Origin of the sequence: Bradyrhizobium sp. CCBAU 53340 (assembly GCF_015291645.1) — a bacterium.
GTDB lineage: Bacteria > Pseudomonadota > Alphaproteobacteria > Rhizobiales > Xanthobacteraceae > Bradyrhizobium.
Genome location: NZ_CP030055.1, coordinates 2,571,639 through 2,594,063 on the forward strand (window position 1 = coordinate 2,571,639; position 22,425 = coordinate 2,594,063).

Consider the following 22,425-nt stretch of genomic DNA (forward strand, 5'->3'; position numbering starts at 1 on the left):
AGCGAAGGATCAGTCCCTCAACCGTACGGCCGGCAGCAGACGGGTATGGTCTTCGCCGCGCACCGCCTCGAGATCGTCCGGCTCGAGGCCAAGCGCCTTCAGGATGGTCGGCGCGACCTGCCGGTTCGCGACCCGCTCGCGAACGACCGTGGGCGCGAGCTTCGGATTGGAGACGACGAGCAGGACGTGGGTGTCATCCTCGGCGAAACCACCGTGTTCGGCGATCTTCTTCTTGCTTGCGCTGTAGATCGTGCCGGGGATCGGCTGGATGATGATATCAGGCGTGCGGCCGGCGGCCGGATCGCCGAACCGATCGACCAGCTCTTCGCCGGCATAGATCTTCTCGATGTGCGCCTTGTTGCCGCTCTTGCGGTCGGCCTCGAGGATCGCGACGGCCTTCTCGGCATCACCCTGGTTCTTGAGCCAGATCAGCGCAACGTCATCGGCGGTTTCCTGGGCCAGCGCAACGCCGCCATTCGTCAGCAAGTCGGTCGGATCGGTTACGTCGGCCCGCACGCCGCCGCCCAGCTTCGGGTTGGTGCTGCCGACGAGCATGTGAAGCTTGTTGACGTCGATCGGTGACTGGCCGTGCTTGGCGCCGACGATGACCAGCGTGTCGCGGGCAATGTGCTGGTCGGCCAGTGCATCCAGCATCTGGCCGAGCGAGGCATCGACGAAGTCGAGCGAGGCCTGGAGTTGCGGGCTCGGCGTTGCCGCGGCGTCCAGATATCCGTCGGCGGTCACTTTCTGGCCGACGCTGACGGCCTGGAAGTTCATGCCGAAGATTGCGGGAACGCCGACCTTGGTCTTGCCTGTGTTATCAAAGCCTTTGATCCAGTTGAGCACCGCCGTGACCTTGAGCTGGTCATAGGTGCGCGTAAAGCTCGGGTCGGCGGTCCAGTCCGCGCCGGGTTGACCGGGGACCGTGGTCGAGTTGATCTCGGGCGCGTAGAGCTCATCGAGGCCCTTGCCCGAGGGACCGCTGATGATCTCGTAGGCGGGATGCTTGTCCGACCAGGCGGTGCGCCGACCCGCCTCGTGGATCACCTCCATGATGGTGTTGAGCCGCTGGAATTGATGCGGATAGACCGGCTCGCATTTGCCGTTCTTCAGGCGCATCGGCAGATGCGCCGGATCGATGTGATTGGAGCCGGCCGGACCGCCGCCGTCGAGCTTGGTCAGGTCGTAGTCGATCGATTCATCGAAGAGCGTCTCGGCTCCTGGGCTGCCCTGGCAGTTGCTGCCGGGCGCGAACAGCGTGCGGTCGTAGGAATCGTCATAAAATACGCCGTGCGTCTTCGGTGTCCCGCCGGTCATGAACGCGAGGAGACCCGGAAAGGAGTCCGAGGGACTGGAGGTGTGCGCATCGGCGAAATGAACGCCATGGGCGAGGAGCCTCGCAAAGCTCGACGACGGGTGGGAGCTGACATAGCGCTGCAAATCGACCTCATGCATGCCGTCGACGCTGATGAGCAGCACATGCTTGACGTCGCCCTTGTCTTTGTCTCTGTCGTCCGCGTGTGCGAAGGATGGTGCCAGCAGCGAAAGACCAAGCGTCGAGACAAAAGCGATAGCGACGGCCGCGCGCGGCCGCTTTTCGATCGTCATTGTTGAGCTCCCCAGTGATGTCTGTTGTGGATTGACGTGCAGACACGCGACACCGCGCAGCGGAGAGCCTGCGCTCCCGCCGTGGGCGTCAACTCCTGCGTCAAGATGTAGCGCTGGGAAAACTAGGTAGCTGCGATGACCATTGGATGACGTCGCGACGATGCGGCGCGCGAAAATTTTTCTGTGCGCGGGATCGTCAGCTCAAACTAACGCCAGGTTCGTCGGGTGCACGCCGGTGAAGATGCGCTGGAGGCTCTCGTTACCGAGACCGAAGACGTGGCCGAACAGGTCGGCGAACAGTGCGCGATAGTCGGTCAGCACGGGATAGTCGCGGTTCTGGAACAGATGCGGCTGCTCGACCTTGACCTGCTCGCCCAGGATGCGGCCGCCATTGATGCCGCCGCCGAGCACCCAGTAGACGCTGCCATGGCCGTGATCGGTGCCCCGGTCGCCATTCTCGCGAAAGGTGCGGCCGAATTCCGAGATCACAACCACCACCGTGTCGCGCCATGCGGCGGGCCCGACTTCCTCGGAGAAGCCAACGAGGGCGCGACCGAGCTCACCGAGCCGGTCGGCGAGATAGCCGTTAGCGGCACCCTGGTTGACATGCGTGTCCCAGCCGCCAACGTCGACGAAGCCGAGGTTGAATTGCTCGCGCATCAGGCGGCCGATGCGGCGCGCCGCCAATTCGAAGCCGCGCGGCGAGACTGCGCCGCGGTTGGCGGCATTCATCTCCTCGGAGACCGAGCGGTAGACATCGTCGCGGACGCGAAAACCTTCCGACACCGAGGATGCCAGGTTGGATTGGGTGTACATCTGCTTGATCAGGGCCGCCTGACGGTCGTCGACGCCGGGCTTGGCAACGTTGTTGATGCCGGTGTTCGGCACCTGCGATTTGCCGCGGAAGATCAGCGGCAGCTGATCTGTAAACGCGATCGGCCTGGCGCGGGTCAGCTCGGTGGCGAGCCGGCTCATGAAGCCCGACCGGTAGTCGCGCGAGCCCCCGGCGGATTGGCCGAGTTCGATCGTGTCCTGGGTCTCGAAATGGCTCCTTGTCAGGTCGTCGCTGGTGCCGGCAAAGGGAATGAAGGCGATCTCGCGCCTGGCCCAGAGCGGATAGATGCTGTCGCGCAAGGCCGGATGCAGTCCCCAGTCGGCGTCGAGCGAGAGTGCGGAATTGGGATTGCCGACATCGGGCTTGGCGATGGCGAGCGTCGGCCGCGAGGCGCGATAGAAATCGCTCGAGACCGGCACGACGACATTCGCCGCATCATAGGCGCCGCGCAAGAACACGACCAGCATGCGGGCGTCGGTCGCCGGCGCAGCCCAGACGCGGCCCGCCACCGTGAGCGGAGCAAGGGCAGCAAAAGTCTTGATCAGCTCGCGACGGTTCATGGTGATCTCCGTGGCTCAGTGCATGAATTCCGGTGACGACAGGAACAGCGTGTTCCAGTCCTGCGGTGAAATGGCCCTGTCGAGCGATGCAAGCGTCGCCGGGCCGAGCGTCTTGCGAAGGCCGTTGAAATACAGTGCGTTCTGCAGCAGCGGGAACGCGGGTTGCTCGATCGGGTTCGGTCCGTCGGATTTGAACAGGCCGGATGAGCCTGAGCCGATCTGACGCGCGATCTCGAAGCGAACCATCATCTGACCGGGGCCGCTCCACGACGCTGAGGTCAGGGCGTAGCCGTCAGGCGTCTCGTGGTTGAACAGGCCCTCGCCGAGCCGATTGATCCAGCCCTGGATCGGCGCCGTGTTCAGGATCACCCTGTCGTCATAGGCGAGACGGACCGCAGAGAGCACGTATTGCACGGGATCCTTGAAACGTGTCCCGGGCTTCAGCGCAGCCTCGAATTCGGGTGAATGGATCATCGCGGCGAGGACCGAGGCAATGTCGCCGTCGGTTGATTTGAAGGTTTGCGCCATCCGCTGCACCAGCGCTTCCGGCGGATTGTCCGAGACGAAGTAGGTCGCGATCTTGCGCGAGACATGGCTTGCAGTCGCCGGATGGCGCACCAGGATGTCGATGGCCTCGTCGACCTCGGCGAGTCCGCGCCCTTTGATGGTGTGACCGAGAAAAATCTTGTCGCTGTAGTCGTGACGGGACGGGTTGAACTCGAAGGCGCCCTCGCGCACGAGCTGGGACTGCAGTTCCGGCTTGAGCTTCGGGTCTTCCGGCCTGGTGTCGATGCCGACCCCGGTGAGGATCTTCGCCAGCGCCTCGACATCGGCCTGCGTGTAGCCAGAGCCGACGCCCATGGTGTGCAGCTCCATGATCTCGCGGGCGTAGTTCTCGTTCAGATGGCCGGCGGCGTTGTCGGCATTGTCGAGATAGCGCAGCATCGCGGGATGGTGGACGGTCGCCGCGAGCAGGTCGCGAAACTTGCCGAGCGAATTGGGACGAATGGCGTGGTCGATGTAGTCGCCGACCAGGACGCGCAGGTTCGACTTGTACTGGTGGACGTTGAAATGATTGAACCAGAACCAGACCATGCGCTCGCGCAGCTGGTCGGGCGCGTAGAGCGCGCGCAGGATGGTGCGCGCCGCGGCCTGCTTGGCGCGCTCGTTCATCGCCTGCTGAAAGACCTGCTGCGCGGCCTTCTTCTGCTCGGGGTCGACGACTTGGTTGGCGCTTTTGGATTGCTGCTCGAAGGCGACAGCAATGTCGAACGGGAAGCTGTGGACGTCGGGCATTGCCTCGATCTGCGCCTTGGCAGCGTCGGGCACAGCCGGATTGCCGGCCGGATGGAGTTGCTCCTGGAGCCAGCGTTCGGCGCCGATGCCATGCATGTGCGTGGCGCTCGAAGTGCTCACGCCGAAGGTCAGCCGATCGAGCAAGGCGAGATCGTGCGGATTTAGATCGTCAGCACGAGAGACGTTCGAACTCAGGCCTGCGGCGAGCGCCACGAGCGTCGCAAGGCGCGACCACCGCAGCCGACGATATCCGCTTCTGCTATCCACGATCGGTCCCGCACCATGATGTGTGCGCATCATGCGCCGGTCGGCTGAACCCGCCCTGAATAGAATGGACTCACTTGACGGCGGCGCCATCAATTTTCGGCGAGCGGCGTTCGGTTCCCGCGCTGTCGGCTATCGCTGTACGCCCGGTAGCAACGGAGCCAGCAATCCGCGCGTGACGTTCGGCGGCACGGCGTCGAGGCCGAGCACGGCGCTTGCGGCAGGCAGCGTCGCATCCGCCATCGCGGCGTGACCTTCGGCCGAGGGATGCACGGCGCCACCATAGACGGCCGAGAGCACGCCCCATGTCGCATCGTGGATGTCGGTTGGCTGGCTCGCCGCGGGCAGGCCTTGCGGATAGGTCATCGCCGCGAAATAGCTGTCATTGGCGTCGCGAATCCAGCGTGCGCGCGGCAGATAGGCGCGATATTCCGAGGCGCCGCGGCCGCACAGCATCGGCTGGCTCGCCGCGCTGACGATATCAGGATTGAAGCTCTGGCCGTTTTCGGCAAAGCAGGTGCGGTCGAATTCGGGATCGCTGCCGGAATGGGCGCAAAAGCCATGATCGGCGAACGCGGCCTGATGTGCATCGACGAAGGTCATGCGGTCGGCTTCCGGATCGCGGCACAGCGCGCCGCGCGTGCAAGTGGCAAGCCCCTTCAGTTGCGGCAGGAACTCGGTGTCGACGAAGGTCGAGACGCGGGCGAGACGCTGCGGGTCAGCGTTGAAGGCAGGATGAATGTCGAAGCCGGCGCGGCCGCCGCGGCAGGGCACGCCGCCATCGGCCAGCGCCGGATTGGCGTACGAGACATAGACCACGTGCGAAAGATCGCCGCCGACCAAAGGTTTCAGCGCCTCGCGCAGCTTGAGGAAATTCTTCGGCAGCTCGCGCTGGAGCGCATCGCGGGAATCGTCGACGCTCGCCATCACGCCGGAGCGGCGGAACAGTGCGCGCTCGGTCGCGGTGTCGACGATGACGTCGGCGACGAGGCCGGAGAAATAGACATCGTTGGCGCCGATCGATAGCAGCACGAGATCGAGCGTGCGATCGGGCTGGCGCTTCCTGGCGGCGGTGAGCGCCTCGCGCAGCTCGTCGACCTGCGCATTCACACTGGTGTTGCAGACGCCGCTCTTGCCGGGCGGGCATTCGCGGGCGCGCTGCGAGCCGAGCAGCCCGTCGCTGATGCTGGCACCGGTGCAGGCGAGCGGCAGATAGGTGACGGCGATATGGGTGTAGCGCACCGCGAGCGCGAGCGCGGTGCGGGCCTGGTAGCTGTAGAGCGAGCGGTGGCAGGGCGAGTTGAACCAGAGCGCGCTGTAATGCTGCCAGTTCGCGAGCGTATCCGGCGCCTCGCAGGCGCGGCCACCCTTGAAGCCGGCGCGGCTCGGCCGGTAATATTGTCCGCCCGCGGTGCCGAGATAGGAGCGGAAGCAAAAGCCCTCGTCGGACAGGGCCAACGGACGATCCGGATTGCCTTCACCGGAGGCGATGCTGTCGCCGAGGCCGGCGATGAAGATGTCGCGGACCTGGATCTCGGTCTGGACGCGCTGAGCCGGATCGGAGCCGGAGGAGACGTCGACGCTCGCCACCGTCTGCTTGCCGTAGCGCACCCGCAGATTGATCGGCTCGGCGCAGTCGAAGGTCGACGTTTGCGGCCCGTCGCCGTCGTCGAACGACCAGGCGCAAGTGGCGCCGACCGGCACCGCGCCGGTCAGGCGCACGGTGATGGGGTGATCGATCGGGGTGATGTAGTTCTCTTTGACGTTATCGCGGGTGCATGGCTGGTTGACCCGGCCCTGGAGGTCGATGCAGAGCCGGTTGACCATGTTGCGGGCCCAGCCGCGGCCCTCGCTTTGCAGCTCCAGCGACTGCTCGGCGGCAAGGATGCTGCGGTTACGCGCATTCTCGACATGGAGCAGGAAGTCGCGCTCCTCCCGGAACAGGCGGAAGCGGTTGCGAACCTCCCAATTGATCTGCATGGCGCCGGCATCCTGGGCGGCTGCGGGCTGAGGCGGCAAAATAGCGAGGAGCCCGGCCAGCAGCAGGGCGCCCGCACAAAATCGGCGAAGGGAAACAGGGATCATGGCCCGCGTCTTCAACGGCAAAGTTGAGGCGGAAATAAGAGAGCATCGCTCTCTTGCCTGCAACCTTTGTCTGCCACTTTTACGGGCCGCCAGCGTGATCGCAGGCCGGTCTTAACGTTTGCTGGCCTGGCGCAACGACCGCTCATGCTCCATTGCCGTCACCTGCTTGGGCAGATTGGCCTGCGCGCAGGCTTCCGCCAGCCGCCGCCGCTCCTGCCAGGGCTGGACGACATTCATCCAGAGCTCGCGCGTGCCCATGATGGAGATGGCGAGGCCGAACGGGATCACGAAATAGAGAATGCGGAAGACGAGCAGGGTCGCCAGCAGCTGCTCGCGGCCGAATTCCGGCAGCGCCACCAGCATGGCGGCGTCGAAGACGCCGATCGAGCCCGGGGCATGGCTGGCAAAGCCCAGGAGCGTCGCCAGGATGAATACCACCGCGAGCGACAGGAAATCGATCGGGGGGGCGGCCGGTATCAGCAGGTACATCGCAAGGGCGCAGAAGCCGAGATCGACCACCCCGATCAGGATCTGCACCAGCGTCAGCGGCGCCGACGGCAGCACCACTTTCCAGCCCTTCTGGCCGAGCTCGCGGCGCTTCTCGCCCATGCTGAGCCAGACCAGATAGGCGACGATGGAGGCAAGGCCGCCGATCGCGATTAGCCGGTTAATCGACGAGGGCAGTTGATCCATGTAGGAGGCTGCATCCGGATGGATGGCCATGCCGATCGACAGCACGAAGATGTTACCGAGCCAGAACGTCAGGCCGGAGAGGAAGCAGATCTTGGCAACATCGATCGCGTTCAGGCCGTAGTCAGAGTAGATCCGGAAGCGGATCGCTCCGCCGGTGAAGACCGTGGCGCCGATGTTATGGCCGATCGAATAGGACGTGAAACTCGACAGCGCTGCGATGCGGTAGGGAACGTGCTTCTTGCCGATCGTTCGCAGCGCAAAAAAGTCGTAGAAGGTCAGCGTACAGAACGCGAAGAACACGCAGATCGCCGCCAGCCCGATATTGCCGCGGGGGATATCGGTCAGCGCGGTGAGGATGGCACCCCTGTCGATGCCATGGAGGGTCCGCACAAGCGTGGTGACCGCGAAGGCGATGATCATGACGCTCGCGGCAATTCCCAGCCGTCGCCAGCCGATCCATTTCTTGAAGCCGCGTTTCAGCGCGGGCAGCAGTCCGTGCATTCATCCTCCCGGCGGGGGGCAAAACCGACCCGATCGGGCCGTTGGCAGGTCGGGCGTGATCGTTGCCAAAAACCGGCGCCGATCGCTAGGCATCTTTGTAGCTCATTAAGGCAAAAACAGCGACTTGTGCAGCCCTTGACAAGGGCGGGATCTGCACCGGATCGGCTGTTTTTGTCATACGTGGTTCACATCGAGCGCGCGTTAAGCATGTGAGTCGAGAGCCAAGCTTCGATCGCGTGCCCTTATGTTCAGATGGTCTCAGATCCCGCGCGCGCAAGCATTGTTCCAGCGCAAGCGCCTGTAGGCTTTCTTTGGAACGACAGCGCCGCGCGCAGGTTAGCGCCCCATCAGCAACCGAACACGGCGAAACAAGCGGCTTTTTGCGCAAGCCGGTGCCGTCGTGTTCCCGAAACCCGCGAGGATCGGAACGATGGGACTGTTCACAAAAGACATCAAGACCATGAACGACCTCTTCGTGCATCAGCTGCAGGACATCTATTACGCCGAGCAGCAGCTCACAAAGGCGTTGCCGAAAATGGCCGATAAGACGACCGATCCGCAGCTAAAGCAGGGCTTTTTGACGCACCTCGAGGAAACCAGGCAGCACGTCACGCGGCTCGAGGAAGTGTTCAAGATGCACGGTGTCAAGGCGAAGGCGGTCGACTGCCCCGCGATCGACGGCATCATCGAGGAGGCCGACGCGACCGCCGGCGAAGTGGCGGACAAGGCCGTGCTCGATGCGGCGTTGATCAATGCGGCGCAAGCGGCCGAACATTACGAGATCGTCCGCTACGGCAGCCTGATCGCCTGGGCCAAGCAGCTTGGCCGCAGCGACTGTGCCGCTGTGCTCGCCAAGACGCTCGAGGAAGAGAAGGCGACCGACAAGAAGCTGACAACGCTTGCCGAGAGCAAGGTCAACCTGCGCGCGGCAAGCTGACCGCGAGCTACTCCCTGAGATACTCCCCGCAAGGGACGCCGCGCATGGCGCGCGGCGTCTCTTTTTTTGGCCGCGTCTAGCTGGCCCGGTACTTCAGGCCGAACACCAGGGCAACCATCGCAAAGACTGCAATCGTCGTCGCAAAGACCAGGCTCGCCACGGTCGAGCTGATCACGGTCGAAAGGACGCCGATCCCGATCACGGGAAGCGCGTTGCCGAGAAAGCAGCAGATGAAATAGGCCGAGACCACTTCGGCGCGGCGATCGTCCGGTGCGATCTGGTTCACAACCTGCAGGCTGCCGCGATAGCCGAGGCCCGCCGCGACGCCGCAGGTCGCGGTCGCCACGATCATGACCGCGAGCGATTCCGCGAACTGGGCGGTCACGAGCAGGGCAAGGCTCGGCAACATCAGGCCGAGCGACCATAGCATCGCGGCAGGGCTCGATATCGACCGCGTCAGGGCAATGACGGCTGCAACGGCAGAAGCAAGCTCGAGGAAGATCGCTCCGGCGATCGCGTGGCTGGTGACATGCAGCTCATTGGCGAGCACGCTCGGCGCGAGCGCGGCGAAAAAGGCGACGAGCGCCATGGCGCCGAACCCCGTGACTGCCGGCGCGACGAATTGAGGCCGTATTGACGACGGAACGCTGGCGCGCGGCCGTATCGACAGCTGCGTGAAGGCGGCCAGGGGACGATTGACCGTCTCGCGGGCGAAGGTGAGAAGGGCCGCGACAGCAACCAACACTGCGAGATAGACGATGAACGGCGTTCGCAGCGGTTGCGTGACATATTCGGCGAGCAGGCCGGCGACCATTGCGCCGAGACCAAGGCCGGTGAAGTTCGCGATCGTCGCGATCACGGTGGCGCGCGAGCGATCCCGCTCGGCGATCAGTTCCGCAAGCCACGCAGTGCCGGTCCCTGCGCCGATCCCGATTGCAAGGCCGCTCAACACGCGTGCGACGTAGAGCGAGGCGACACCGTGTGCGAACAGGAACACGAGCGCGCCCACGACGGCGATGCCGATGGCAATGATCGCGGTGCGCCGCCGCCCGACTTGATCGGACATCCGGCCGAATATCAGGAGTGCGGTCAGATTTCCGACGACGTAGACGGCATAGATCAGGGTCAACGTGATCTGGGAGAAACCCAGCTGCTGCTTGTAGATGACGTAGAGCGGAGTTGCGACCGTGCTGCCGGCGAACAATGCACCGATCAGGCAGCCGACAGCCGCAATGGTTGCGGTCTTGCTTAACTCCGATCTCGAGACTGAATGAATCGAGGTGTTGCCAACTCTTGCCATGCGTTCGCCACTCCGAAGACAACATGGGGAACCCAACACGAAGCAAGCTCGCGTTGTTCCCATGTTCTGGAGCGGATGAGACTTGCATGGCGGGCACGGTTACGCGGCTTCTGTGCCTTCGCAACACAGGGCGCCATTGCGCGATGACGTTTCGATCGCGACCGAAGCATGGTTCCGCAACGAAAGCCTAACGGTGACGTTTCACCCACAAATATGAGGTGGATCATGCCGGCAGAATTTCTTCAGCTGCAATCCTTTCCGAAAGCATCGAACGCGCGAGGCGCGCCGGCTGCATCTTCGCTCACGCTCGCGGCAATGAGCCTCGGCTATGGCGTGGTGCAGCTCGATATCACCATCGTCAACACGGCGCTCGACGCCATGGGCCGGACTCTCGGCGGAGGCGTTGCCGAGCTGCAATGGGTGGTGAGCGCCTATACGATCGCCTTTGCCGCCTTCATCTTGACCGCCGGCGCACTCGGCGACCGCATCGGCGCCAAGCGCATCTTCATGGCAGGGTTCGCGATCTTCACCGCGGCTTCGCTGGCCTGCGCAGTGTCCCCCAATGCCATCGTGCTCATCGGGGCGCGCCTGGTGCAAGGGCTCGCGGCGGCGATCCTGGTGCCGAATTCGCTGGCGCTGCTGAACCACGCTTATGCCGACGACCGCGCGCGTGGCCGTGCCGTCGCGGTCTGGGCTGCAGGTGCGAGCCTGGCGCTAACCGCGGGTCCCTTCGTCGGCGGCGCGCTCATCACGCTGATCGGCTGGCGCGCGATCTTCCTGGTCAATCTTCCGATCGGCCTCGCCGGGCTGTGGTTGAGTTGGCGCTACGCCAGCGAGACCACGCGGGCGCGCTCGCGTGAGATCGATTTGCCCGGCCAGCTTGCCGCGATCGGCGCGCTCGGATCGCTCGCCGGCGCGATCATCGAAGCCGGCGCGCTCGGATGGAAGCATCCTGTCGTGATCGCGGCATTTGTGGCTTCGGCCGTCCTCGCGGCACTGTTTGTCTGGTGCGAGAGCCGCACGGCGCAGCCGATGCTGCCGCTGTCGTTATTCAGTCACCGACTGTTTACCTTGACCACGATTGTCGGCCTTCTCGTCAATATTGCGATCTACGGCCTGATCTTCGTGCTCAGCCTGTATTTCCAGCGGATCAACGGGCTGTCGGCGTGGTGGACCGGTCTTGCCTTTGTGCCGATGATGGGCGCCGTATTGCCGGTCAATCTGCTGGCGCCGCGCCTTGCCGAACGCATCGGCCCGTGCCCGACCATCGTCATCGCTACCTGTATCTCCGCGCTCGGCTGCCTCGGCCTGGTCTGGATCGAGGCCGGAACGCGCTATTGGACGATCATCATGCAGATGATCGCGATCAGCGGCGGACTTGGCTTGCTGGTGCCGCCGCTGACCTCGACCTTGCTCGGCAGTGTCGAGAAGGCGCGCTCCGGTATCGCCGCGGGTGTCCTCAATGCGACGCGGCAGACCGGCAGTGTCCTTGGCGTCGCGCTGTTCGGCTCGCTGATCGCCTCCGAGGGGGCCTTCATGGCCGGCCTCCACCAGGCGCTCATCCTATCGGCGGCTGTCCTGCTGATCGCGGCCGCCGTCATCGGCCTTGGTGCACGAGCGCCGACGCGTGCAATGTGAGCAGCCACGCACATCCTCTGTTCACCATTCCGGGAGCCGGCGCATAGCCGGTTACCGACTGTCCATCTCTGCCGGCTCTAGTGCCTGATGGAATAGGGGCCGGCAATGTATCAAGTTCTGTTTTGTCTCGCGAACCAGCATGATTGGCGCCTGGTCGCACTCGGCGGCGCGGTGTGCCTGCTCGCGAGCGCTGCGGCAATCAGCCTGTTTCACCGCGCGCGGGCGACGAGCGGCGGTGCTCGCCTAGTATGGATCACGCTCGATGCCGTCGTGGCCGGCTGCGGCATCTGGGCGACCCATTTCATCGCGATGCAGGCCTATGGGCCGGGCGCCGGTGGTGCCTACAACATCCCCGTCACCATCCTCTCGCTGATCTTTGCGATCGCCGTCACCTTCATCGGTCTCAGCATTTCGGTTTCGACGAGGCAGGGAGCCCTGATCGCGCTTGGTGGGGCTGTCGTCGGCGGCGGTGTCGCAGCGATGCATTACACCGGTATGATGGCATTCGAGATTCCTGCCCATGTCGGCTGGACCGCCGGAACCGTCGCGGTATCGATCTTGCTCGGCATCGTCTTTGGATCGTGCGCTTTGTTCGTCGCAGGACGAGGCGATAGCCTGTCCAACGCCCTTGCTGCGACGATCCTGCTGACGGTTGCCATCGTCTCACACCATTTCACTGCAATGGGCGCGCTGGAGTTGACGCCGGATCCATCGCTCGCAATCAGCGGGCTGTCGATCCCGCCTGCCTCGATGCCCTTCCTCACCGCCGGCGCTGCGGTGGCGATCATCGCGATCGCGCTGGTCGCGGCGTTGCTCGACCGCCGCGCCAAGGGGGAACTGGGGCGTCAGCAGATCGTGCTGGACACCGCACTCGAGAACATGTCGCAGGGGCTGTGCATGTTCGATGCGGACGGAAAGATCATCCTGTTCAACGAACGCTACGCGGCCATGCTCCGTCGCACCAGCATGCCGCTCACCGGCCGCCTGCTGGTCGACGTGCTCAGGGAGGAGCAGGCCAGCGGTCAGTGGAAGGGCGACGCCGACGGATTCTTCGCGCGTCTCGTAGCCGACGCCCGCGAAGGCCGCACCACAACCGACGTCGTGACCAGGTTCGACCGCTCGATCCGCGTCGTCAACCAGCCGATGCAGGGCGGCGGCTGGGTCGCCACCTTCGAGGACATCACCGAATGGCTGGAGGCACAGGCCAAGATCTCGCACATGGCGCGCCATGACGCGCTGACCAATCTGCCGAACCGAGTGCTGTTCCACGAGCAGCTCGAGCAGGGACTACGCCGGGCGGCGGCCAACGACCAACTCGCGGTGCTCTGTCTCGACCTCGACCATTTCAAGGACATCAACGACTCTCTCGGTCATCCGATCGGCGATGCGCTGCTGAAGGAGGTCGGCCGCAGGCTGAAAGCGACCGTCGGCGAGCACGACACCGTGGCCCGCCTCGGTGGCGACGAGTTCGCCGTGGTGCAGATCGGCCGCTCAGAGGAGGCTGCCGCGCGGGCGCTCGCCGGCCGCCTCGTCGAGGTGATCTCTGCGCCTTACGAGATCGATGACCATCAGATCGTGATCGGCGTCTCCATCGGCATTTCGTTGTCGCCGCAGGACGGCAGCAATCCCGACGAGCTGCTGAAAAATGCCGACCTGGCGCTATACCGCGCCAAGGCCGACGGCCGCGGCACCTATCGCTTCTTCGAGACCGGCATGGACGCGCGCGCGCAGGCCCGGCGCCTCCTGGAGATGGATCTTCGGGCGGCGCTCCAGCGCAACGAATTCCAGCCCTATTATCAGCCGATCCGCGACGTCGCCAGCGATCGGGTCGTTGCCTTCGAGGCGCTGTTGCGCTGGAATCATCCGCAGCGCGGCCTGATCTCGCCGATCAACTTTATTCCGCTCGCCGAGGAGACCGGACTGATCGTCCAGCTCGGCGAGCTCGTGTTGCATCGTGCCTGCGCGGATGCTGCGAACTGGCCCGACGACGTCGGCGTTGCCGTCAACCTCTCGCCGGTGCAGTTCAGGAATCCGAACCTGATCGCATCCGTGACCGCGGCGCTGGAGACATCGGGGCTCGCGGCGCGTCGCCTCGAGCTCGAGATCACCGAATCCGTGCTGCTCCAGAACAGCGAGGCGACGCTGACCACGCTGCACGAGCTGCGCGCCATGGGGGCGCGGATCTCGCTCGACGATTTCGGCACCGGCTATTCGTCGTTGAGCTACTTGCGCAGCTTCCCCTTCGACAAGATCAAGATCGACCGCTCCTTCGTGTCGGAGCTTGCCACGCGCGAGGATTCGGTGGCCATCATTCGCGCCGTGACCGGCCTTGGCCGCAGCCTCGGCATCGTCACCACGGCGGAGGGCGTCGAAAACGACGCACAGCTCGAGCTGCTCCGGCGCGAGGGCTGCACCCAGGCCCAGGGCTACCTGTTCAGCCAGCCGCGGCCGGCCTGCGATGTCGCAATGATGCTGGATCGCCCGCGACTGCGCGCTTCCGCGTAAGGCGCTAGCCGCGGCGCAGCGCAAAATGCGCGCCGCAAAAGGCCATCACGGCGCCGAGGCACAGCGCCGCGAGGCCCGCGAGCACGCCTGAGATGGTCGGAACCGGGCTCGGCGCCGAGGCGGCCTGGCCTGCGCCGGCGAGCAGCAGCACGCCGACCGCGATCAGAAACTGGCGCATCCGCTGCGGGATCTGGCCGGAGACGGCGCTTTGCATCAATGTCGCCGTGAAATAGCCGCCAGAGAATCCGACTGATGCGATCAGCCACCAGGCGATCGCCGCGCCCGTCGGCATGAACTCGTGCGGGTCGGCGCGCCAGAGGCCGCCGAGGTCGAGCCCGTAGCGCGCACCCAGCATGTGCACCGCGAGCGCGAGCAGCACACCCGCGATCGCGGCGGCGCCGAGAATCAGGCGGCGCGGAAAATAGGTCGTCTCAGCCATGCTTCGTTTGTAGGATGGGCGGGGGCGATCGCGCAAGCGGATCGCGAACGGGATTGAGCGATGCAGGTGTTGGACGGGCAGGGTGGATCGGTCACGAGCTATGCCTACAAGGCCTCGCTGATCGGCTCGGCACATCGCTTCGAGCTGACTGACGAGGGGTTGTCCTGGCACATTGCCGGCCGCTCCGGCCTCTGGCGATATGACGAGATCAGTGCAATCAGGCTGTCGTTCCGCCCCGTCTCGATGCAGCAGCACCGCTTTCGCGCCGATGTCAGCCACGTCAAGGGCAGTCGAATCGCGATCCTGTCGACGAGCTGGCAGACGGCGGCCCTGATGGCGCCGCAGGACAATGGATTTCGCGACTTCATCGTCGCGCTGCACGCGCGAATGGCCAAGGCCGGCAGCCGGGCCGAGCTGACCGCCGGCCTCGGCGCCAAGACCTATGCTTTGGTGCTGGCGTTTTTGGCGCTGCTGGCCGTGGCAATGGCCGGGCTTCTGATCCGCGCGCTGATGATTGGCGAATTCGCCGGCGTGCTGTTCATCCTCGGTTTTGCCGCGCTGTTCGCCTGGCAGGTCGGCGGCTTCGTCCGACGCAACCAGCCGCGCAGCTACAGTTTCGATCGGCTGCCGGCTGGCTTGCTGCCGTAGCGCTTGCAATCAGTCGCAATCAAAATTGACTTCGCTGCCGCGCGCCCGTCTCGCATCGTGCCACGATGACATCAATGAATCGCAGCACGCGCCTGCCGACGGCGGAAGAGATCGCCGAGATCAATCGCACCCATCTGATCGATACGCGGCTCCGGCCGGCCGATCTGCTGTTTCTGTTCGGCACCCGTGAGGATGTTACGCTGCGCGTCGAGACGGCCGCGCGGCTCTGGCGCGAGGGCCTTTTTCGCTGGTCGATTGTCAGCGGCGGTGTCACACCGGGCTCGGAGCAATCCGAGTGCGCGATCATCAAGGCGGCAATGGTCGCTTCGGGCATTCCGGCGGACCGGATCCTCGAAGAGCATCGCGCGATGAACACCGGCGAGAACGTGATCTTCTCGCTGCCTGTCATCGATGCGGCGCTGGGATTGCATAACATCCGCAGCGTGATCTGCCTCGGCAACACCTGGACTGCGCGCCGCTATCCGATGACGCTGCACCGGCACTGGCCCGAGGTGACCAAGCTGCTGCTCACCGTCGATAGTTTTGCCACGCCGCGCTCGCTTTGGCATACCGATGCCGAGTTTCGCCGACGTGTCTTGCACGAATGGGACAAGATCGAGCCTTACAAGGCGAAGGGCTTTATCGCCGAATGGCCGGAGCCCTGAGGGCTACTCGGTCGAGTCGAAATCCTCCTCCTTGGTGCCGAGCAGCGAGACGATCGTGCGCAGGCCGGAATCAAGCTGCTCGAACGAGGGCGGAGCGAGCGCAAGGCGCACCGCATTCGGGGCGTGACCATGCGCCACCGCGAAGGTCGAGGACGGCGTCAGTGCGATCCCGCGGCGGGCGGCCGCGGCGACGAAGGTCTGCGAGCGCCAGTGCGGCGGCAGCGTCAGCCAGAGATGATAGGAGCGCGCGTCGGCGGCGATCTGGTAACCGGCGAGCAGCCGCGCCGCGGTCTGCTGGCGGCGTGCGGCGTCGATACGCTTCAGCCGCGTCAACTCGGCGACGGTGCCGTCGGCCATCAGCCGCTGCCCTGCTGCGAGCGCGTGGCCCGAGGCGATCCAGCCACCGGTGCGAACCGCGCTCATCATGCTCTCGCGCAAACGAGGAGGCGCGACGAGGATGCCGAGCGCAAGACCTGGCGCGACCTTCTTGGACAGGCTGTCGAGCACGATGCAGCGATCCGGCCCCAGCGCCGCCAGCGGCGTGTCGTCGGCGAGGAAGCCGTAGACGGCGTCCTCGATGATGGTGAGATCGAGCTTCTCGGCGACGCGCATGATGTCGGCGCGCCGCGTCACGTTCATGGTGACGCCAAGCGGGTTCTGGATGATGGGCTGCAGATACAGCGCCGATAGATGCGCTTCGCGATGCGCCTTCTGGATCGCGTCGGGCCGCGCGCCAAACTCATCCATCGGGATCGGCACCAGCGTGATGCCGAGCCGTGCGGCGATGCTCTTGACGTAGGGATAGCTGAGCGCCTCGACGCCGCAGCGGCCGCCGGTCGGCACCAGCGCGGCGAGCGCGGCGGCGAGCGATTGCTTGCCATTTGCGGTGAACACGATCTGCTCGGCCTGCGGCGCGAAATCCTTGCGCGCGAGATAGGCGGCGGCAGCAACGCGTGCGCTCTTGGTGCCGGTGCTGGTCGATGAGCGCAGCACGGCTTCCAGCGCGTCGACGCGCTCGAGCCCGGCGAGGCTCTTGGCGATCATCGCCCATTGCTGCGGCAATAACGGATAATTGACCTCGAAATTGATCCGCGCGTCATGCGGCTCGGCGATGGTCTCGACCTCGCGCTTGATGTCGCCGGAGATGAAGGTGCCCCGGCCGACCTCGCCGACCACGAGGCCCCGGCGCAGCAGCTCGGTATAAACCCGGCTGGCTGTCGAAACGGCAATGCCGCGATCATAGGCAAAATTGCGCTGTGGCGGCAGCCGGTCGCCGGGTCTTAACGTACCCTTAGCGATATCCGCGGCAATGGCATCCGCAAGCTTCACGTACTCGAACTTGGACATTATTGCACCGAGAGCAATGTTTTCCTTGCTCCGAGCAATGTACTGGAGCATTTAAGTTCCATCAAGTTCCGCGATTGAGCCGAGGTGAGCGAGAGCAATCCGACGGCAAATGAGGTGCAGGCGCTTCCAGCGTTTGCGCCAACGGCACCTGCTTCGCCGCGCGGGACACAAGGCCGGAGAAGAAACATGACCACGATCTCGCAAACTGCCGGGCGGAGTTTACGCCCATCCTCCTCGAGCGGATTTTTTGCCACGCTCGTCAATGCCGCTTACGCGCTGTTCGACCGCCTGGAGCGCCGCTCCGCCGTCAAGACGCTGAACGAGCTCGACGACCGCGCCCTGCGCGACATCGGCATCAACCGCAGCCAAATCGAGGATGCGGTCTACGGTCAGTTCAAGGCCGAGCTGACGCGGTATCTGTGAGCTTGCTCCTCTGTGTCCCGGGCGCGCTGCAACGCCCTTAGCGTTGCGGCGCAGAGCCGGGACCCAGAAGCCACACGATACGTGGATGCATGGGCCCCGGCTCTGCAGCGCATCACTTCGTGCTGCGCAGCGTCCGGGGCACGAGACTGCTGCTTTGGCGAACGCCTGCCTCAACATCGTCATTGCGAGCGCAGCAAAGCAATCCAGGGTGTCTCCGCGGATGCATTTTGATCTTCCCCCAAAAAAGTGGACGGGGATCAAGCCGATTTTAGCTCCATCTCGGCTGGGCTGATATAGCCGATGGCCGAGTGTCTGCGGTGATTGTTGTAGAAGCCCTCGATGTAAGTGAAGATGTCGCGCTCTGCGTCATTGCGGGTTGCATATTGGCAGTGATGGATCAGCTCGGTCTTCAGCACGTGGAAGAAGCTTTCCATCGGGGCATTGTCGTAGCAATCGGCTCTGCGACTCATCGACGGCCGGAAGCCGGCGGCTTGCAGCGCCTGGCGGTACTCGGTTGAAGCATATTGAGTGCCGCGATCGGAGTGATGGATCAAACCGGCGCTGGGCTTTTGTCCCTTGATCGCCATCCGCAATGCGGCAAGCGGTAGTTCGGCGCGCAGATGTTCGTCCATCGCCCACCCCACGATACGGCGGCTGTGCAAATCCATGATGGCGGCCAAGTACAACCATCCCTGGCCGGTCCAGACATAAGTGATGTCGGCGAGCCAAATCTGATTGCGCATGGCGGCCGAGAAGTTCCGGCCGAGCAGGTTCGGCGCGATCGGGAAGCCATGCCCACTGTCGGTGGTGCGGCATCGTCGCGGCCCGGCCGAGACGGCCCGAACAGCGTGGTGGCGCATCTGCCGCTCGATCCGGCCACGGCTTGCACGATGGCCCTGGGCTTTGAGTTCGGCATGGATGCGCGGGCTGCCATAGCGGCCATGGCTGTCGCGATGAACCCGCTTGATGTCCTCCAACAACTCTCGATTGGCAGCGGCCCGGGGGCTTTCCGGCCGCGACCGCCAGGCATAGTAGCCCGCGGGCGAGACGCCGAGCACACGGCACATGATCTGGACCGGATAGTCCGCACGGCGATCTTCGATGAAGCGGAACCTCATGTCCGGGGTCCAGCAAAGATCGCGATCGACTTTTTTAAAATGTCGCGCTCCATGCGCAACTGTTCGTTTTCCCGCTGCAACCGTGCGATCACGTCAGCCTGGTCCGCCGACGGCACCGCCGCTTGCGACGTGGGCGCCGCAGCGCTGCCGCCGGCTACCACCGTGCTCCGCTCCTTCACCCATCGGCTGAGCACGGAGCCGTCAAGCCCGAGCTCCTTCGATACCGACTTCGCCGAGCGGCCGCTCGACAAAACCAGATCAACTGCCTGCCGCTTGTACTCGTCCGAATAGGACCGACGCCGCCGTTTCGCCATCTGACACCTCTCGCTGCCTAAGCTATAGGTGTCCACCGATTTAGGGGAGGCTCAATTTCTGGATTGCTTCGCTACGCTCGCAATGACGGCTTGGTGAGAGCTGGAACCGCATCACCGCGATCAAGCGAACGCGACCTCGCCCCATACGCTGCCATAGGCTCTATCGTCCTCAGATGCGCTAGGCTTGCGGCGCGGACGCGTCGGAGTGCTACGCTGGCGCCCATGCCTGATATCGAGGCGCTGCATCCGCGCTGTGACGCTGCCCGCGAGCACGGCGATGCGCGCCGCCGCCTGTTTGACGACGAACATGATCGTCGTGATGCGGCTCAGCACGCCGAGCAGGAACAGCACCGAGAAGATGTCGATATAGGCGAGGAAATCGCCGATCAGCATCAACTCCGGTGGAATCGGGATGCTGTGATAGTAGGCTGCGATGAGGATGATGACGGGGATGAAGGCGATGGCCTTCCGCACCGTCAGCCGGTCGAGCAGCGCGGCGAGTTGCACGACCAGCACCTCCCACAGCGCATCGCCGATCGCGAGCGGGACCTCGTAGGTCCATCTTCGCCAGAATTGCTTCACGCCTTGGCTCCCGTTTAGTGCCTCACCACCAGCACCGAGCACTTGGCGTAGCGCACCACATGCCCGGCGTTCGAGCCGAGGAAATAGGTGCGCATCGCCGGCCGGTGCGAGGTCATCACGATCAGGTCAGCCTTCATGTGCGCGGCTTCCTCCAGGATCTCGTGGTAGATGCCACCCTGGCGCACCACGCTGGAGATATGGGCGGGGTCGATGCCGGATTCACGGGCGACGATGGCGAGCGCCTCTTCAGAGGTCTGGCGCTGCTGCTCGTCGAAATCGGCCGGGACGTATTCGGCCAGCATCACCGGTGTCATCGGCAGCACGTTGAGCAGCCGGATCGATCCGTTCCAGTTCTGCGACAGCGTTGCCGCGGTTTCGATCGCGGGCTTCGCCAGGTCGGTGTCGGCGAGGTCGATGGGCACGAGAATGGACTTGAACATCTGCGCCTCCAAATCTTCCAGTCAGCACGTTTTCCCGGTACGTCGCGCGCTCATCCCAGTCGAAGCAGCTTGGGGCTCACGAACAGCACCAGTTTGCCGTGGCGGTAGGCCACGTCACCCCAATCCTTGACGTCAAAGTCCAGGATCGCAAGCCCCGCGGTGGGAAGATTGTCGGTCAGCGCCTTGGCGCTGGCCCGATCGCCGCTGCCCGTCAGCATCAGGGCAGCCTCATGCATGCCGGGATTATGCCCGACCAGCAGCAATCGCCTGGGGTCGGCCGGGATGGTTGCAGTGCGAATGGTTTCGAGAATCTGCGCGGGATCGGCGCCGTAGAGTTCCGGCAGGATATCGACCTCTGGCGCTGCGACGCGGTCCTTCATCGCCTGCCAGGCGACGTCCCAGGTCTGCCGGGCGCGAACGGCGTGCGACACCAGCACCATCTCCGGGACGGGCGGATGGGTGGCGATCCAGTCGCCCATCTCGGCGGCATCCCGGCGGCCGCGGTCGTCGAGGCGGCGGTCCTGGTCGCGGCCGCTCGGCGCGTCAGTCTCGGTCTTGGCGTGACGCAGCAACATCAAACGGCGCATGGCATTCTCGAATCGTTCCACGTCTTGAATAATCTACAGGCGGCCATTGAGGACAAGGTGACAAGCGCCTGCTCGGTATTTTAAGAAAACGACATGAGCGAGACTTTCACAAGCGTGTCCCAGGAAGAAGCCGGCTTCCGCGAGCGCGCCCGGCTGTCCTTCGATCTTGACGCCGATATCTGTGTCATAGGGGCAGGGCTCGCCGGCCTTTCCGTTGCGCTGGAAGCGGCCCGCCTTGGGGCCAGCGTCGCGGTGCTCGAGGGCCGCCATATCGGCTGGAACGCCTCGGGCAACCAGTTCGGCACCGTGATGCCGGGTTTCGCGCTGCCGCTCGCCGAGCTGATCGAGCGCATCGGCTTCGAGGACGCCGGTGAATTGTGGGCGCTCTCGAAGGAGGGCGCCGAGTTCGTCCGGACCCACGCCACCGAAGAAAATATGCCTGATATCGGCCTCACCGACGGCGTGCTCGAGGTCTCCAATGTCGATGCCGGAGATCGGCTGATCAGCCGGCTGCAGATGCTGAACGAGGATTTCGACACCGAGGCCGAAGGCTGGCAGGTCGATCGCGTGCGCGCGGCGCTCAAGACCGATCGTTACTTCCACGGCGTCTATTATCCCAAAGCGTTCCAGGTCGACGGCCGCAAATATGTCCATGGCCTCGCGGCACTGGCGCGGCGCGCCGGCGCGCGCATCTTCGAGGACACGCCTGTTGTCAGCATCGATCATTCCGGCATCCGTAAACGCATCGTCACGCCTTCGGCACGGCTGCGCGCCACCCACATCGTGCTCGCCGGCAATATCCATCTCGGCGCGCCGTTGCGGCGGCTGTCGGAGACGTTGCTGCCGGTCTGGCGCTATGCCGGTATTACTGCGCCGCTCGGCGAGCGCCTGCACGAGTTCATCGCCTTCAAGGGCTCGGTGATGGATTCCGACGGCGTCGATCATTTCCGTGTCGTCGATGGCGACCGCCTGATGTGGGAGAGCCCGGAAACCACCTGGGCCGCGAGTCCGCAGCGCTTTGCCGGTGCCATCAGGCGGAGGATCCGATCGATTTTCCCTGAGCTCGGCAATGTCGAGATATCGGAGACGTTCGGCGGCGCCACCGGCCAGACCGTGCACGGCATGCCGCAGATCGGCCAATTGCGCAAAGGCCTGTGGGTGGCGAGCGGGTTTGGGCGCCAGGGCATGAACACCTCGGCGATGGCCGGACAGCTGATCGCGCGCAGCATCCTTTCGGGCGACGAGCGCTGGAAGCTGTTCTCGCCGTTCGAACTGGTCTGGGCGGGCGGCACCACCGGGCGGGTCGCGGGCCAATTAGTCGGCCTTTGGGGCAGGGCGAGTTCCGCCGCCGCAGGGTCGCTCGCCCGCTACCGCGAGCGGGTCCGGGTGAAGGACAGGGAACGCGAGGCGCGGCTGGCCGAGGCCAACCGGGCCGCCGGCACCGGTCCGCGCCATCAGCCCTCAGGGGTTCGGCCGCGGGTGGCCCCTGCGCCGCAGCAGCCGACGGCAACGGAGGAGGTGGAACCGGCCGATCAGGAGCAGGGCGTTTCGCAGTAAGGTGGGGAAGAAAAATTCCGCCTGAACGTGTAACGTTGACCGTTAGAGCCCGTATCTCAGGGCGTGGTCCCCGCGCACGGAGA

The 22,425-nt window shown here is 64.6% G+C and carries 19 protein-coding genes; 7 read left to right on the forward strand and 12 right to left on the reverse strand.

The features are described 5' to 3' along the window. Positions 1–9 precede the first annotated feature (9 nt). The 5 genes from XH89_RS12025 to XH89_RS12045 all read right to left on the reverse strand — a co-directional run bounded on the left by XH89_RS12025 (position 10) and on the right by XH89_RS12045 (position 7,842). Positions 10–1,608, reverse strand: a complete 1,599-nt coding sequence (locus XH89_RS12025; protein ID WP_194467259.1) for an alkaline phosphatase family protein — start codon at positions 1,606–1,608, stop codon at positions 10–12. Positions 1,609–1,809: 201 nt separating this feature from the next. Continuing rightward, positions 1,810–3,003, reverse strand: a complete 1,194-nt coding sequence (locus XH89_RS12030) for a DUF1501 domain-containing protein (protein ID WP_194467260.1) — start codon at positions 3,001–3,003, stop codon at positions 1,810–1,812. A gap of 15 nt (positions 3,004–3,018) precedes the next feature. After that, positions 3,019–4,566: a DUF1800 domain-containing protein gene (locus XH89_RS12035; protein WP_246767814.1), complete on the reverse strand. Its 1,548-nt coding sequence runs from the start codon at positions 4,564–4,566 to the stop codon at positions 3,019–3,021. Between the two features lie 129 nt (positions 4,567–4,695). Further along, a complete protein-coding gene (locus XH89_RS12040; protein ID WP_194467261.1) occupies positions 4,696–6,648 on the reverse strand; it encodes a hypothetical protein in 1,953 nt (650 codons plus the stop codon). 111 nt (positions 6,649–6,759) lie between these two features. Further along, positions 6,760–7,842, reverse strand: coding sequence for a YbhN family protein (locus tag XH89_RS12045; protein ID WP_194467262.1), 1,083 nt, complete (start codon positions 7,840–7,842; stop codon positions 6,760–6,762). A gap of 430 nt (positions 7,843–8,272) precedes the next feature. Between XH89_RS12045 and XH89_RS12050 the strand changes: the two genes are divergently transcribed. Continuing rightward, positions 8,273–8,779, forward strand: coding sequence for a ferritin-like domain-containing protein (locus XH89_RS12050; RefSeq protein ID WP_194467263.1), 507 nt, complete (start codon positions 8,273–8,275; stop codon positions 8,777–8,779). A 76-nt stretch (positions 8,780–8,855) separates the two neighbouring features. Here the strand turns inward: XH89_RS12050 and XH89_RS12055 are convergent, their stop codons facing one another. Next, positions 8,856–10,079 (reverse strand): MFS transporter, encoded by a 1,224-nt coding sequence (locus XH89_RS12055; protein ID WP_194467264.1) that lies wholly within the window; start codon positions 10,077–10,079, stop codon positions 8,856–8,858. A 225-nt stretch (positions 10,080–10,304) separates the two neighbouring features. On the opposite strand from XH89_RS12055, the gene XH89_RS12060 reads away from it, so the two are divergent. Together XH89_RS12060 and XH89_RS12065 are read left to right on the forward strand one after the other, a co-directional pair. Beyond that, positions 10,305–11,717, forward strand: a complete 1,413-nt coding sequence (locus XH89_RS12060) for an MFS transporter (protein ID WP_194467265.1) — start codon at positions 10,305–10,307, stop codon at positions 11,715–11,717. Between the two features lie 105 nt (positions 11,718–11,822). After that, positions 11,823–14,222 carry an EAL domain-containing protein gene (locus XH89_RS12065; RefSeq protein ID WP_194467266.1) on the forward strand — a complete coding sequence of 800 codons (2,400 nt, stop codon included), beginning with the start codon at positions 11,823–11,825 and terminating at the stop codon, positions 14,220–14,222. A 4-nt stretch (positions 14,223–14,226) separates the two neighbouring features. Here XH89_RS12065 and XH89_RS12070 read toward each other — a convergent pair whose 3' ends face one another. Further along, positions 14,227–14,661 carry a hypothetical protein gene (locus XH89_RS12070; RefSeq protein ID WP_194467267.1) on the reverse strand — a complete coding sequence of 145 codons (435 nt, stop codon included), beginning with the start codon at positions 14,659–14,661 and terminating at the stop codon, positions 14,227–14,229. A gap of 60 nt (positions 14,662–14,721) precedes the next feature. On the opposite strand from XH89_RS12070, the gene XH89_RS12075 reads away from it, so the two are divergent. Next, entirely contained in the window at positions 14,722–15,309 is a 588-nt protein-coding gene (locus XH89_RS12075) for a hypothetical protein (protein ID WP_194467268.1), read from the forward strand. 65 nt (positions 15,310–15,374) lie between these two features. Next, positions 15,375–15,974: a YdcF family protein gene (locus XH89_RS12080; RefSeq protein WP_194467269.1), complete on the forward strand. Its 600-nt coding sequence runs from the start codon at positions 15,375–15,377 to the stop codon at positions 15,972–15,974. Positions 15,975–15,977: 3 nt separating this feature from the next. Here the strand turns inward: XH89_RS12080 and XH89_RS12085 are convergent, their stop codons facing one another. Further along, the gene (locus XH89_RS12085) at positions 15,978–17,321 is read right to left on the reverse strand and encodes a PLP-dependent aminotransferase family protein (RefSeq protein ID WP_194467270.1); all 1,344 of its coding nucleotides are present in this window, start codon (positions 17,319–17,321) and stop codon (positions 15,978–15,980) included. A 186-nt stretch (positions 17,322–17,507) separates the two neighbouring features. Here XH89_RS12085 and XH89_RS12090 point away from each other — a divergent pair, with 186 nt between their 5' ends. Next, a complete protein-coding gene (locus XH89_RS12090) occupies positions 17,508–17,744 on the forward strand; it encodes a DUF1127 domain-containing protein (RefSeq protein ID WP_128958298.1) in 237 nt (78 codons plus the stop codon). A gap of 257 nt (positions 17,745–18,001) precedes the next feature. Here XH89_RS12090 and XH89_RS12095 read toward each other — a convergent pair. The 4 genes from XH89_RS12095 to XH89_RS12110 form a co-directional block, all read right to left on the reverse strand. Next, a protein-coding gene (locus XH89_RS12095; protein ID WP_194467271.1) for an IS3 family transposase occupies positions 18,002–19,176 on the reverse strand; the annotation gives its coding sequence in 2 pieces (ribosomal slippage) (positions 18,002–18,867 and positions 18,867–19,176; 1,176 coding nt in all). 120 nt (positions 19,177–19,296) lie between these two features. Continuing rightward, on the reverse strand, positions 19,297–19,758 hold the full coding sequence (locus XH89_RS12100) for a hypothetical protein (protein WP_194467272.1): 462 nt from the start codon (positions 19,756–19,758) through the stop codon (positions 19,297–19,299). Positions 19,759–19,772: 14 nt separating this feature from the next. Further along, positions 19,773–20,198, reverse strand: a complete 426-nt coding sequence (locus XH89_RS12105; protein WP_194467273.1) for a universal stress protein — start codon at positions 20,196–20,198, stop codon at positions 19,773–19,775. 50 nt (positions 20,199–20,248) lie between these two features. Next, complete coding sequence (locus XH89_RS12110) at positions 20,249–20,785, reverse strand: histidine phosphatase family protein (protein ID WP_194467274.1); 537 nt, start codon at positions 20,783–20,785, stop codon at positions 20,249–20,251. Positions 20,786–20,878: 93 nt separating this feature from the next. Here XH89_RS12110 and XH89_RS12115 point away from each other — a divergent pair, with 93 nt between their 5' ends. After that, on the forward strand, positions 20,879–22,342 hold the full coding sequence (locus XH89_RS12115; protein WP_194467275.1) for an FAD-binding oxidoreductase: 1,464 nt from the start codon (positions 20,879–20,881) through the stop codon (positions 22,340–22,342). Positions 22,343–22,425: the final 83 nt, after the last annotated feature.

Coding starts and splice junctions, on each gene's coding strand:
- XH89_RS12025 (WP_194467259.1), bottom strand. CDS start 1,608: ATGACGATCGAAAAGCGGCCGCGCGCGGCCGTCGCTATCGCTTTTGTC.
- XH89_RS12030 (WP_194467260.1), bottom strand. CDS start 3,003: ATGAACCGTCGCGAGCTGATCAAGACTTTTGCTGCCCTTGCTCCGCTC.
- XH89_RS12040 (WP_194467261.1), bottom strand. CDS start 6,648: ATGATCCCTGTTTCCCTTCGCCGATTTTGTGCGGGCGCCCTGCTGCTG.
- XH89_RS12045 (WP_194467262.1), bottom strand. CDS start 7,842: ATGCACGGACTGCTGCCCGCGCTGAAACGCGGCTTCAAGAAATGGATC.
- XH89_RS12050 (WP_194467263.1), top strand. CDS start 8,273: ATGGGACTGTTCACAAAAGACATCAAGACCATGAACGACCTCTTCGTG.
- XH89_RS12055 (WP_194467264.1), bottom strand. CDS start 10,079: ATGGCAAGAGTTGGCAACACCTCGATTCATTCAGTCTCGAGATCGGAG.
- XH89_RS12060 (WP_194467265.1), top strand. CDS start 10,305: ATGCCGGCAGAATTTCTTCAGCTGCAATCCTTTCCGAAAGCATCGAAC.
- XH89_RS12065 (WP_194467266.1), top strand. CDS start 11,823: ATGTATCAAGTTCTGTTTTGTCTCGCGAACCAGCATGATTGGCGCCTG.
- XH89_RS12070 (WP_194467267.1), bottom strand. CDS start 14,661: ATGGCTGAGACGACCTATTTTCCGCGCCGCCTGATTCTCGGCGCCGCC.
- XH89_RS12075 (WP_194467268.1), top strand. CDS start 14,722: ATGCAGGTGTTGGACGGGCAGGGTGGATCGGTCACGAGCTATGCCTAC.
- XH89_RS12080 (WP_194467269.1), top strand. CDS start 15,375: ATGACATCAATGAATCGCAGCACGCGCCTGCCGACGGCGGAAGAGATC.
- XH89_RS12085 (WP_194467270.1), bottom strand. CDS start 17,321: ATGTCCAAGTTCGAGTACGTGAAGCTTGCGGATGCCATTGCCGCGGAT.
- XH89_RS12090 (WP_128958298.1), top strand. CDS start 17,508: ATGACCACGATCTCGCAAACTGCCGGGCGGAGTTTACGCCCATCCTCC.
- XH89_RS12105 (WP_194467273.1), bottom strand. CDS start 20,198: ATGTTCAAGTCCATTCTCGTGCCCATCGACCTCGCCGACACCGACCTG.
- XH89_RS12110 (WP_194467274.1), bottom strand. CDS start 20,785: ATGCGCCGTTTGATGTTGCTGCGTCACGCCAAGACCGAGACTGACGCG.
- XH89_RS12115 (WP_194467275.1), top strand. CDS start 20,879: ATGAGCGAGACTTTCACAAGCGTGTCCCAGGAAGAAGCCGGCTTCCGC.